This is a genomic window from Lysobacter gummosus (genome assembly GCF_001442805.1).
Lineage (GTDB): Bacteria > Pseudomonadota > Gammaproteobacteria > Xanthomonadales > Xanthomonadaceae > Lysobacter > Lysobacter gummosus.
The window spans coordinates 920322-932699 of sequence record NZ_CP011131.1 but is presented as its reverse complement, the minus strand read 5'-3'; the positions used below and the strand labels follow the sequence as shown (position 1 = coordinate 932699).

At 67.0% G+C, this 12378-nt stretch carries 8 protein-coding genes; 6 read left to right on the top strand and 2 right to left on the bottom strand.

The genetic code is table 11. From position 1 onward, the window contains the following. The first annotated feature begins 97 nt into the window (after positions 1–97). Complete coding sequence (locus LG3211_RS03805) at positions 98–1045, top strand: mitochondrial fission ELM1 family protein (protein WP_057945253.1); 948 nt, start codon at positions 98–100, stop codon at positions 1043–1045. A gap of 147 nt (positions 1046–1192) precedes the next feature. Here the strand turns inward: LG3211_RS03805 and LG3211_RS03800 are convergent, their stop codons facing one another. After that, positions 1193–1603: an immunity 22 family protein gene (locus LG3211_RS03800; RefSeq protein WP_057941664.1), complete on the bottom strand. Its 411-nt coding sequence runs from the start codon at positions 1601–1603 to the stop codon at positions 1193–1195. A gap of 151 nt (positions 1604–1754) precedes the next feature. Further along, entirely contained in the window at positions 1755–4604 is a 2850-nt protein-coding gene (gene glnE, locus LG3211_RS03795) for a bifunctional [glutamate--ammonia ligase]-adenylyl-L-tyrosine phosphorylase/[glutamate--ammonia-ligase] adenylyltransferase (protein ID WP_057941663.1), read from the bottom strand. A gap of 997 nt (positions 4605–5601) precedes the next feature. Between glnE and LG3211_RS03790 the strand changes: the two genes are divergently transcribed. The 5 genes from LG3211_RS03790 (at position 5602) to LG3211_RS03770 (ending at position 12351) form a co-directional block, all read left to right on the top strand. Then, positions 5602–6102, top strand: a complete 501-nt coding sequence (locus tag LG3211_RS03790) for a hypothetical protein (RefSeq protein WP_057941662.1) — start codon at positions 5602–5604, stop codon at positions 6100–6102. Positions 6103–6134: 32 nt separating this feature from the next. After that, the gene (locus LG3211_RS03785) at positions 6135–7544 is read left to right on the top strand and encodes an XVIPCD domain-containing protein (protein ID WP_057941661.1); all 1410 of its coding nucleotides are present in this window, start codon (positions 6135–6137) and stop codon (positions 7542–7544) included. A gap of 430 nt (positions 7545–7974) precedes the next feature. Continuing rightward, entirely contained in the window at positions 7975–10008 is a 2034-nt protein-coding gene (locus tag LG3211_RS03780) for a multicopper oxidase family protein (RefSeq protein WP_057941660.1), read from the top strand. Positions 10009–10382: 374 nt separating this feature from the next. Beyond that, positions 10383–10874: a hypothetical protein gene (locus tag LG3211_RS03775; RefSeq protein ID WP_057941659.1), complete on the top strand. Its 492-nt coding sequence runs from the start codon at positions 10383–10385 to the stop codon at positions 10872–10874. A 28-nt stretch (positions 10875–10902) separates the two neighbouring features. After that, on the top strand, positions 10903–12351 hold the full coding sequence (locus tag LG3211_RS03770; RefSeq protein ID WP_057941658.1) for an XVIPCD domain-containing protein: 1449 nt from the start codon (positions 10903–10905) through the stop codon (positions 12349–12351). Positions 12352–12378: the final 27 nt, after the last annotated feature.

Here is a 12378-nt window from a genome sequence, read left to right as displayed (position 1 = left end):
GAAGTGTAGAGTCTCGATCCGACCGCAAAACCGTCACTCCCGGAACGGATTAACCGCGCCTGTGCAACGAAACGGCATTTCTGCGAAGACTGACTCCATTTCCGCAACCTGGTCGCTGACCGACGGCCATGCCGGCAATCAGCGTCAGGCGACCGCCCTGGCCCAGGCCCTGGGCCGGCCGGCGACCGACTGGATCCTGAGCCCGCGCGCGCCCTGGCGCTGGGCCTCGCCGCGCCGGCTGCCCGGGGCCTCGAATGCCTTCGGCCCGGATTTCGTCCGCTGGCTGGAGGCCCGGCCGCGGCTGGCGATCGGCTGCGGCCGGCAGGCGGCGCTGGCGACCCGGCTGCTGCGCAGCGACGCTTGCCGCAGCGTGCAGATCCTGGATCCGCGCATCGCCACCCGCCACTGGGACCTGGTGATCGCGCCCGAACACGACGGCCTGCACGGCGCCAACGTCGTCACTCTGCTCGGCAGCCTGCACCCGGTCGATGACCTGTGGCTGGCCGGCGCGCGCAAGACCTTCCCCGCCTTCGGCGCCCTGCCCGGCCCGCGCACCGCGCTGTTGCTGGGCGGGTCGAGCGCGCACGCCCACTTCGATCAGGCCGCCTTCGACGCCCTCGCCGAGCGCTTGCAGACGCTGCTGGAACGCGAAGGCGGCAGCCTGCTGGCGACCACCTCGCGGCGCACGCCCGCGCCGATCCGCGCGCGCCTGCGCGAACGGTTGGCGCGGTTGCCGCGGGTGTCGTGGTACGAACCCGGCGAAGGCACCAACCCCTACCCCGGCCTGCTCGGCTGGGCCGACCGCATCGTCTGCACCGCCGACTCGGTCAACATGCTTTCGGAAGCCGCCGCCACCCGTGTGCCGGTGTTCGCCTTCGGCATCGAGCGCGTCGACGGACGGCCGCGCCGTTTCGTCGACAGCCTGCTCAGCCTGGGCCGGGTGCGCGCGTTCGATCAGCAACTGCTGCCGTATCCAGTGACGCCGCTGCGCGAGACGGCGCGGGTGGCGTTGGAGGTGCGGCGCAGATTGCGGTTGGAGGATTGAGGTGGCGGCGAAAGCGGCCGGGGTGTTTCGGGTGACGTCGCTACGCGAGAGCGCGCGGGTCGCCTTGGAGGCGCGGCGCAGGTTGCGGTTGGAGGATTGAGGCGGCGGCGAAAGCGGCCAGGGTGTTTCGCGTAATGGCTTTCGCGTTTATCGCCGGCTTCGGTTGGGTTTCGCGTTGTCGAAGGTGCCGATGAAGCGCAACTGATTGTAGAGCCGCCCCGGCTGTTCCTCGTGGAAGGTGCAGTGGTCGTAGAAGTACAGCGAATTGCCTTCGTGAACGCCGAGCTCATGGCAGCGCGCGACGATCAGGCGATCGGTGTCGGTCGAATAGGTGTCCACTTCCACCACCAATTCCTCGACCGGAACGATCTTGTTGCCGGCCGTGCCGTAGGCGATGAAGAAATCCGAATCGATGAAACCGCAGCCGAAATCGCGATGCGCCGGGCAACCGGAATCCGGGTCTTCCATGCCCTGGGTGTAGCGATTGAATTCTTCCAGGGTCTGGGTGGAGGTGCCCATCCAGACCGAGATCTTGCCGCGGGTGGTGTCGTCGATCATTGCGATTACTTGCGCTCCAAGTGAGCCGACACAATCCGCCGACTGTCGCGGATTATCTTGTGGGAGGGGCTTCAGCCCCGATGCTTTTCTTTCAGATCGCCGGACCGGATCGAACAGCATCGGGGCTGAAGCCGCCCCGCAAGAACACCAACTAGGCCGGCCGCAATCCATGCTCGCGCATCGCCGCCAGAATCGCGCCGCGCGCCGTCGCGATCGCCTCGGTCTCGACCACCCGCCGCGGCCGCCGGTCCAGCGTGCATTCCAATCCCGCCGCCAACAGCACCGAATGCGCCCGGCCCAACGCGTCGGCCTGCGCATCCGCCAGCGCCGCCGCATCGCGCGCTGCGGCGATCAGGCCGGGCGTGTCGCGCGGCGACAACAACGCCGGCGCCTGCGCCGAATCGCGCAGCACCAGGTACTGCAGCAGAAATTCCAGATCGACCAGACCGCCCTCGCCTTGCTTGAGGTCGAAGTAGGCCGCGTCGCTGCGATCGAGTTCGGCCTGCATGCGCGCGCGCATGGCCGCGACGTCGCCGCGCAGTTTACCGGCGTCGCGCGCCCGCGCCAGGGTGCGCGCGCGCACGGCGTCGAACTTCCCGCGCAGGTCGGCGTCGCCGGCGACGAAACGCGCGCGCACCAAGGCCTGATGCTCCCAGGTCCAGGCGCGCTCGTACTGGTATTCGCTGAAGCTCGCCAGCGACGACACCAGCAAGCCTTTCGCGCCGTCCGGCCGCAGCCGCACATCGACATCGAACAAGCGCCCGGCCGCGGTCACCGCGCCGAGCAGGGCGACGATCTTCTGCGCCAGCCGCGCGAACCATCGCGGCGCGTCCAGCGGCCGCGCGCCGTCTGAAGTCGCGCCGCCTTCGACCGCGGGCGCGTCGTACAGGAACACCAGATCCAGATCGGACCCGAAGCCCAGTTCCTCGCCGCCCAGGCTGCCGTAGCCGAGCACGGCGAAGCGCGCATCGGGCACCCTTCCGTGCGCGGCGGCGACTTCCTGTTCGGCCATCGCCAACACCCGCACGACCACGCCGTCGGCCAACCACGCGAGTTGGCGCGCGCTGTCTTCGGCCGACTGGCGGCCGTCGCGCAAGGCCATCGCGATGCGGAAGCTCAGCGATTGGCGCACTTCGTTGAGCGCCTGCAGGCTGGCCTCGGTGTCGTCGCCGCCATCGACTTCGGCGCAGGCCGCCAGCAGTTCCTCGCGGTCGGGCAAGGGGCCGACCACGCGCGCATCCAGCAATTCATCCAGCAGCAGCGGATGCGAGGCCAGGCGTTCGGCCAGCAAGGCGCTGCGCGAAACCACTTCGATCAACCGCGACAACGCCGCCGGCTGTTCGTCGAGCAAAGCCAGATAAGCGCTGCGCCGCAAGACGTTGTGCAGCAGGGCGAGCAGACGCTTGAGCGCGAGCATCGGCTGCGAGGAGGCCGCCGCGCCCTGCAGCAACGCCGGCAACACCCGATCCAGGCGCGCGCGCACCGCATCGGACAGGCCGCGCACGCCGGGACTGCGGGCGAAATCGCGCAACGCCGCATCGGCATCGGCGGCCGCTTCGAAGCCGGCGTCGGCCAGCGTGTCGGCCTCGCCGGCTTCGGGCAGCGCGCGCCAGTACGCGGTCAGCGCATCGGGCGCGGCGCGGCGGCGGCGCGGCGCCAGCAGGGCTTCGAATTCGGCGGTGATGCGTTCGCGGCGGCGTTCGAGTTCTGTCAGCAACGCCGCCCAGTCGGCGTACGCCAGGCCGCTGGCGATGCGCGCGCGATCGGCGTCGACGCCGGGCAAGGCGTGGGTTTGCGCGTCGCGCAGCATCTGCAGGCGGTTTTCCAACCGGCGCAGATAGCGGTAGTCGTCGGCCAGATTCTCGCCGGCCTCTTCGCCGATCTGCCGTTGCGCCACCAGTTCGCGCAAGGCCGGCAGCAAGCGCCGGCCGCGCAGTTCGGCCTCGCGGCCGCCGCGGATCAGCTGCAAGGCCTGGACCAGGAATTCGATCTCGCGAATCCCGCCCGGCCCGCGCTTGATGTCGTCGGCCAGTTCCTTGCGCGCGACCTCGGCGCTGATCGCCGCCTTCATCGAACGCAAGCCGTCGAGCGCGCCGAAATCCAGGTAGCGGCGATACACGAACGGACGCAAGGCTTCCAGGAACCGCTCGCCGGCGTCGATATCCCCGGCCACCGGCCGCGCCTTCTGCCAGGCGTAGCGTTCCCAATCGCGGCCTTCGCGCTGGAAATACTGCTCCATCGCCGCGAACGACCACGCCACCCGGCCGGCGTTGCCGTACGGGCGCAGGCGCAGATCGACGCGATGGCAGAACCCTTCCGCGGTGATTTCATCGAGCAAGCGCGCCAGTTGCTGACCGAGCTTGGCGAAATAGGTTTCCGCGTCGAGCGCGCGCGCCGGATCGCGGCCGTCGAACTGGGTGCCGCCGTCGTGTTCGTAGGCGTAGACCAGATCGACGTCGGAACTGAAGTTGAGTTCGGCGCCGCCGAGCTTGCCCAGGCCGAACACGACCAGCCGCACGCGCTCGCCGTCGGCGGTGCGCACCGCGCCGTGGCGTTGTTCGAATTCGTGCTCCAGCGCATGCAGCGCGGTCTGCAGGCAGACCTCGGCCAGATGCGTGCTGCCTTCGAGCGTGTCCTCGACGCTGTCCAGGCCGAGCACATCGCGCCAGATCAATCGCGTCGAACCGGCGCTGCGATAACGGCGCAGGCGCGTACCCCAGTCGGTTCGATGCTCAGTGTCGAGGATCGGCGGCGGCGCGGGCGTGGCGCCGTCGTCGGTGGCGAGCGCCAGCAACACCTCGGGTTGGCGCACCAAGGTGTCGATGGCGAAATCGCTGACCACGGCCACGCGCGCGAGCCGCGCGCGCAGCGACGGCTCATCGAGCGCGGCTTGCGCTTGCGGCGAGGCCGCGCGCAGCCGCGCGATGGCGCGTTCGGCCAGCGCGGATTCGAGCGCGCCGGGGTGGTCGGCGGAAGGGTTCGAGGACACGGATACGGGCATGCGCGGATGATCGCATGTCGGTGCTTGTCGTCGATGGCGTGTTGATGCGGCGTGTCGCAGGCGTGCGCGGGTTGCGACTGCGGCAATTCAACTGCGATGGAGCTTTCGATGTGTTCGTTATGGCCGAGTCGTGGCTTGCGCCGCTCTTACGCTCGTCATTCCCGCGAAGGCGGGAATCCAGAGACTTCAACGCCATCCTTCCAGACCGTCATTCCCGCGAACGCGGGAATCCAGCGACTTCAAACGTTCTCGCAAGAAAGGCCCTGGATGTTCGGCTATGCCGAAGTAAAGCAGAACCCGCGTTCGCGGGAATGACGAGCAAAAAAACCGACGCACGACTACCGAGCCAGCGGCTTTGAACGGGCTCTTACGCTCGCTTCGTCTGCGCGCCGCAGAGCGACGTACAAGCCTTCCGAAAGCCCCAAAATCGATCGCCCAACCCTGGAAATAAAAAAGCCCGCTTCCGGTAGAACCGGTAGCGGGCTTTGCTCCCTCCCCCACGTCGGGATGCGGGGCGATCGTGAAGGAACCGTTATCCCCTTTGCACGCTGCACTGCAAAACAGAACTTGCCGGTTCATTTGAAACGCTTGCAACGGCCCCCGGCGGCTTATGCCAAAAGCTAATAACGCCAAGGCTGTTACCGATGCCATCGAAATCCGCGCTGTGACCCCGCCCGAATCGAGGCAACCGCGGACAAGAAACCTGAATAGGGAAAGAGGGTGACCATTTGCGCCAAGCGCTTCGATTCCGCAACGCCGTCGTGCGGCCGGATTGGCCTCGCCCGGCCGTGACTGTCGTTACTTGGCTAGCCGGCGCCGCGCCGCATCCGGTTCCGACACGATCGACTGCGCAAGGATCAGCCTCATGCCCCACCCCGCATCGCGCGCCCCCGACCGCGCATGGCAGCGACCGCTGTATGGCGGCATCCTGGCCGTCTGCGCCCTGCTCCCTGCATTCCCCGTTTGTTCCCAGAACCGATCCGGCCAGGAGGCCACCATGACCGCCGCCCCTCAAACCCCGAGCCCGCTGACCGGCGAGGACGTCAGCCGGCGCGTGCTGAAACTGATCGGCAGCCTGCGCTCCAACGCCGACCTCACCGTCGAACACCTGGAACAGCACACCGGCCTGAGCATGCAGCGCGCCGCCAACGGCGACGGCTCGTTCGGCACCGGCGCGCGCATCGACGCGAACTGGTCCTACAACCTGTTCGTCAGCCCCGTGCTCGGCGAACCCAGAAACCAGCTGACCTTCGACTTCGCCCGCAACGGCGACCCCGCCGCGCCGATGACGCCGGTATGCGGCATGGACTTCGACGACTACGCGCGCGAACTCAAGCGCATGGGCTTCCAGGACAGCGTCGTGCGCGCCGAGCACGGCCGCGTCAGCTATTGGAATTTCCGCGGCCCGGTGACCGTGCGCGTGTTCGTCGAAGGCGAATCCAACGCGTCGCCGGAAAAAATCGGCCACCAGTGCGTGAAAACCATCACCGTCGAATAAGCGCCGCGCTCGCTTCAGGCCAGGAGGCCGCCATGTCCAAACCCATCAGCGCCGATCTGCAGAAGCTGCTCGACGATTTCGGCAAGCAACCCGGCGTCAGCGCCAACGCGGTGAAGAACCTCACCGACACCATCAAGGGCTCGCCCGCGCTCACCGACCAGTTGAACGGCGCGGTCGCCGCCGGCCATCTGAAATCGTTCAAGGCTCTGACCGATCCGAACATGGGCGGCGCCTATAACGGCGGCACCCAGACCATGTCCCTGCCGGTCGCCGGCCTGGACGCGGGCTTCAACAAGGGCGAGATCACCTTCGTGCTGGGCCATGAAGTGCAGCACGGCTTCAACCGCGCCGCGCGCGACGCGGTGCGCTCGACCTTCTACACCGAAGCGCAGGCGCTGGCGAAGAATCCGGCCGCCGTGCACGACTACACGCCGCTGTTGAACAAGGTGATCGAAGGCGATCGCGTCAACGAATCCACCGCCAACATCGCCGGCTGGAACGCGCTGGTCAGCGCGGCGAAGGAAGCCAAGCCCACCGCGACCCTGGGCGATGTCTACAACATGCAGCCCGGCCGCGCCTCGGATTTCATCGCCCGCACCGGCACCGCACCGAACTTCGCCTACGCCGCCAAGCCCGGGCTCACGCTCGAAGCCGACCTCACCATCGCGGTCAATCCGGCCAACACCGCCGGCATGGCCAAGTACTACTACGATCTGCCGCCGGCCAGCACCGGCCTGGGCTACGGCGGCAATTCCGACTATCCCAACTATCACGGCGCGATCTACCTGCCGATGATCAGCCAGTGGGAACAGGCGCACGGCCGCACCGCCGACGGCGGCAAGCCGCAGGTCCACATCAACATGAACTCGCTGCATCTCAATCGCGAAATCATGGAGACCAACGGCCTGGACCTGGGCACGGCGAGCAAGCAGCCTTACTTCGACACCAGCACCACGCCGCCGACCGCGGCGAATTTCCACCACACCAAGGACACGCACCGGTCGGTGCGCGATCCGATCGCGCCGACTCACGACGCACCGTCGCAAACGCCGGCCGCGGGCGTGGGTGCGCGCGCGGCGCATGGCAACGACCCGTTGTTGCAGGGCATTCGCGACCAGGTCCAGGCCGAGTTCGCCCGCCACGGCAGCCCGCTGTCCGAGCGCGACGCCGACCGCGTGTCCGCGGCGCTGGCGGTGCAGAGCAAGAACGCCGGTATGGGACTGCCCGATCATGTGGTGTTGAGCGTGGACCCGGCGACGAAGGAAGTCGGCAAGACCGTGTTCCTGGTCAAGGGCGAACTCGACAGTCCCTCGCACACGCGCGTGAGCGTGTCGCCGCAGCAGGCGCCTGCGCTGGAAGATTCGTTGCGCCAGCTCGAATCGGCCGCGGCCAATGCACCGGCGCAAAGCACGCAGCAGGCGGCGAAGGCGATCCAGCAGTAAACGACACTCGGCGCGCTGACCGCCGCAGTCCGGGCGCGATCCGTCCCCGCAACGACGCGGGGCTCGGTCGCGCGCCGGTGTCCTGTCGCGCCGGCTTTCGCCGTTGATCAAGCGAGCGCGCCGACTCGACCTACCAGACGCCGTTCTCACTGCAGGTCCGTCATCGCCGGGTAGCGCGACCGGGTTCTCAATCCGGGAACCCTCGTCCCCGGCGCGGACGGACCGGCAGCACGCAGCACCGTCGAAGAGCAACCGCGCGCGATGCATTCGCGAAACCGCGGCCGCCCGCGACGGGCAACAGGGGCCATGACCGATCTCGCAGCAACCAAGCCGTAGACGACGGCGCGGCGCGCCCGTGGGCGCTCGCAATTCGCAGGCAGTCGAACCCAGTGCCGTTCCCGCACTTCACTCATTCCATCAGGAGCCCAGCATGGAACGCATTCATTCCTTCTCCGCCGCCGGTACGCGGCTTCGTCTCGCACGCACTCCGCTCGCGGCCGCCGCCGTCGCCTGTCTGTTCTCAGCCGCGCCGTTCGCGCTATGGGCGCAGGATGCGAGCAAGTCCGCCGCGGCGGCCAAACTGGCGCCGCGCGCGCTGGAGCAGCCGGTGCTGGCGCGCATGCTGCGCTCGCAGGACCTCAAGCCGCTGCTGAGCCAGACCCCGGCCGGCACCAAGCCGCTGGACACGCACGAGGCCAAGCTCGATCTGCGCATCGCCTTCACCGAATCGAAGATCTGGAATCCCAACAGCCAGCGCTACGACAAGGTGAAGCTGCGTTCGTACCAGAGCCCGGGCACCAACCCGGACGTGCCCTTCGTCGCGCCGACCATCGTGACCTCGCCGGGCGAAACCGTGCGCGTGGGCCTCGACAATCAATTGCCGCCGCAGCCCGACTGCCACCCGGCCAACATCAACATCCCGCATTGCTTCAACTCGACCAACCTGCACTCGCACGGCCTGTGGGTCAGCCCTACCGGCAACAGCGACAACGTGCTGCTGACGCTGCGCCCGGGCGTCAAGTTCGAATACGAATACAACCTGCCCGCCGACCATCCCGCCGGAACCTTCTGGTATCACCCGCATCTGCACGGCTCCACCGCGCTGCAAGTATCCAGCGGCATGGCCGGCGCGCTGCTGGTGCGCGGCGATCGCCTGCCCGGCAGCGACCGCACCGGCGATGTCGACACCCTGCTGCGCGACGAAACCGGCGCGGCGATGCCCGAGCGGTTGCTGATGTTCCAGCAGGTCGCCTACGCCTGCCGCGGTACCGACGGCAAGATCAAGACCGACAGCAACGGCTTCTGGACCTGCGGCGAAAACGACATCGGCCAGATCGACAACTACGACGATCAATTCGGCTTCGGCGTGTGGCAGAAATCCGGCCGCCACACCAGCATCAACGGCACCGTGCTGCCGACCTTCAACGGCCTGGTCGCCGGCCGCGTCGAACGCTGGCGCCTGCTCCACGCCGGCGTGCGCGATACCGTCAATCTGCAATTGCGCGAAGTCGATGCCGCCTCGGCCAGCATCGCCGGCCTGTCCGGCGCGGCCCTGGACAACTGGGTGACCCAGCACTGCACCGGCGCGCCGCTCAAGCAGTTCGAAGTCGCCAGCGACGGCCTCACCCATGCCAAGGCCATCGTCAAGAGCGAGAACGTGCTGCAGCCCGGCTACCGCAGCGACGCGCTGGTGGTGTTTCCCAAGGCCGCCAAGTACTGCGTGCTGGACGCCGCCGCGCCCGCCAGCGCCAGCATCACCAATGCCCCGGAAGACCGGCAGTTGCTCGGCATCGCCGAGGTCGGCGGCGCGGCGAAGGTCGACGACGTGGAAGCCTTCGTGACCGAAAAACTGGTGGCATCGGCGAAGCAGCAGATGCCCGAGAACGTGCGCGAACGCGTCGTCGCCGGCTTGCGCGATCATCTGCGCCTGGACGACTTCGTCCCGCACCGGACCATCGACAAGGGCGAGATCAACGCCAAGGGCCAGGACGTGGTGTTCAACATCGAGGACGTGGTCGAGGACGGCAAGAAGCGCACCGTCTACATGGTCGACGGCAAGCCTTACGATCCTTCCGCGGCGCGCGACCTGATCCTGGGCAACGTCGAAGAATGGCGCCTGAGCTCGCTGGTGGGCGGCCATCCCTTCCACATCCACGTCAACCCGTTCCAGATCGTCAGCATCCTCGACGACAAGGGCAAGGAAGTCAGCGTCACCGGCGACGTGGACGGCAACGGCAAGCTGGTCGATCCGCAGTACGCCAATCTGCAGGGCACCTGGAAGGACACCTTGTTCGTCAAGAAGGGCTATCACCTGCTGGTGCGCACCCGTTACGAGCGCTACATCGGCGAGTACGTCCTGCATTGCCACATCCTCGATCACGAGGACCAGGGCATGATGCAGAACGTGCGCGTGCTGGTGCCCGACGGCAAGGGCGGCGGTATTTCGGCCACCAGCCATCATTGATGGCGCGCGCGCCTCGCCGTCACTACGGCGAGGCGCGATGCTGGCGCAAGCTTCAACCGCGACAACCTCATCGCTACAGAACGTTTGGCGTATCCGATGCGCCACGGCGCCACAGCATCTGAGTGAATATCCGGGTAGTCCAGCGGTCGATCGCTACAACTCAACCCAAATCCCTGTCTCGATCCGGCGACCGAGCTTGATGTCCGCGCGCGCTTGCTCTATATCGAAAGCGTCGCACGGAAGGAACCGATCGAATGTCGTTCAGCCATCGCCCCGTTCGACACCGGGCGCCCCGCAGGCTCCTGGCGGCGCTGACCTCCGCGTTCGTAGCCGCCTGCGCGCAATCCGGCCCCACATCCGTCAAGGAGCCCGCGATGAATCAGCCCACCCAATCCGCGACGGCATCGCGATCCGATCCGAAAGCGGTCGGCGAGAACTTGCTGAAATTGATCTCCAACCTTCGCTCGGCGGCCGACCTGACCGCCGAACGGGTCGAACGCGAAACCGGATGGACGATGCAGCCGTCCGACAGCGGCGGCTATCGCACGGGCGCGGCCCTGACGCCCGACTGGGGTTATTCGTTGTCGCTGTCCACGCCGTCCGGCTCCGATACCAGGCAACTGCGGTTCGAGTTCAATCGAAAGAACGCCGACGCCACGGCCACCGCGGTATGCGATCCCGACCTGGAACGCTACGCCCAGGCGCTGCAAGCGCTGGGCTACCAGCGCAGCCCGATCGGCGCCGAACACGACCGCGTCCTGGGCTGGAGCTTTCAACGCCAGGACTTGTGGGTACGCATCTACACCCGGGCCGAATCGGAAGAAGCCTTCGACCATGAGTGCGTGAGTCTGATCACCGTCGAGTAATCCCTTCCCGGCCAGGCACGGAGGCCTTATGCCCAGCGAACCCATCGGCGGAAAACTCCGCGATTGTCTTAATGAATTCGCTGAGGACAAGCGCGTCACGCCGGAAGCGCTCAAGAATCTCGAAGCCGCGATCACGCGCTCGCCGGCGTTGACTCATCAACTCAACGAGGCCGCCGACAAGGGCGAGCTCAAGCACTTCCGGCTCAAGCAGGACACACACGCCGGCGGCAGCTTCCAATCGCGCAGCCAGACCATGTCGCTGGGGCTCGACGACCTCACCGGCAAATACGACGCGAACAACATGACCTTCGTGCTCGGCCACGAAGTGCAGCACGGCGTCAAAGCGCCCGGCGCGAAGCTCACGCCGATGGATCAGGCGCGCGACACTTTTACCGCGCAGGCCGGCGTGGTCGCCGCCAGCGCCGACCCCGTCCACGACTACACGCCCGCCTTGAGTCAGGTCATGCAGGCCCATCGCGAGAACGAAGCCAAGGCGCATCTGCAAGGCTGGAACGCCCTGGTCGGTGCGATCCGCGAGAAAGACCCCAGCCCCAGTCTCGAAGACATCTACAAGGCCTCGCCGCGCGCCGCGGATTTCATCGAAATGACCGGCTCGGATTCCAATCCCTCCTATCGCATGAAGAAGGGGCTGGCGCTGGAGAAGGACCAGACCCTGTCCCTGTCCAATGCCGACAACGTCAAGGCCATGGGCGAGTATTACTTCGGCAAGAGCGCGGGCGATGCGCGGCTGGGCTACAAGGGCGGCTCGGACTACACGAATCTTTACGGCGCCTCTTATGTCGGCGAACTGTCGCGCATGGAGCTCGATCGCAGCCGCGCCTTGCCCGATGCGACGCAGGTGCAGATCGACATGAAGTCGCTGGGGTTCAAGGAGCGCACGCTGGAGCGCAACGGCATCGATCTGGGATCGCACGCGAAACAGCGGCTGCCGTACTACGACATCAGCGACAACAAGCCAGAGCTTTCCCACTTCGACCACACCGTCGAAAGCCATGACTACATCAAGAACAACAAGGTGAAGGCCCCGACCGCCGGGCAATCACCGAATTCGGCTCAGGCGCAAACCGCCGACTTGCGCGACGAAAGACACCCCGGACACGCGATGTTTCAGGGCATCCGAAACCAGCTGGGCGCCGAATTGCAGCGACAGCATCTGCCCATGAACGAAGGCGATGCCGATCGTGTCGCCGCGGCCCTCGCCGTTGCCGCCAGGCGCGCCGGCATCGACCGGCCCGATCACATCGTCTTAGGCAATAAAGACGGCGGCCCGGCGAGCGCGACGGTCTTTGCCGTGGCGGGAAAGCTCGACGATCCCGCCCATCTGCGAGCGAGCGTATCCGTTGCCGAGGCGATCAAGACACCGGTGGAGGAATCGACGCGGCAACTCGACGCTGAGCGCGAAACAGCGGCGCCGGCGCGGCAGCCGCCGGCGCAGCAAAACGCGCTTCAGCATTGAGCTTTTCCGGTCGCCCGAGTCGTTCGC

Excerpts from the sequence above, each read along its gene's own strand:
- LG3211_RS03800 (WP_057941664.1), bottom strand. The coding sequence starts at position 1,603 with ATGATCGACGACACCACCCGCGGCAAGATCTCGGTCTGGATGGGCACC.
- glnE (WP_057941663.1), bottom strand. The coding sequence starts at position 4,604 with ATGCCCGTATCCGTGTCCTCGAACCCTTCCGCCGACCACCCCGGCGCG.
- LG3211_RS03790 (WP_057941662.1), top strand. The coding sequence starts at position 5,602 with ATGACCGCCGCCCCTCAAACCCCGAGCCCGCTGACCGGCGAGGACGTC.
- LG3211_RS03785 (WP_057941661.1), top strand. The coding sequence starts at position 6,135 with ATGTCCAAACCCATCAGCGCCGATCTGCAGAAGCTGCTCGACGATTTC.
- LG3211_RS03780 (WP_057941660.1), top strand. The coding sequence starts at position 7,975 with ATGGAACGCATTCATTCCTTCTCCGCCGCCGGTACGCGGCTTCGTCTC.
- LG3211_RS03775 (WP_057941659.1), top strand. The coding sequence starts at position 10,383 with ATGAATCAGCCCACCCAATCCGCGACGGCATCGCGATCCGATCCGAAA.
- LG3211_RS03770 (WP_057941658.1), top strand. The coding sequence starts at position 10,903 with ATGCCCAGCGAACCCATCGGCGGAAAACTCCGCGATTGTCTTAATGAA.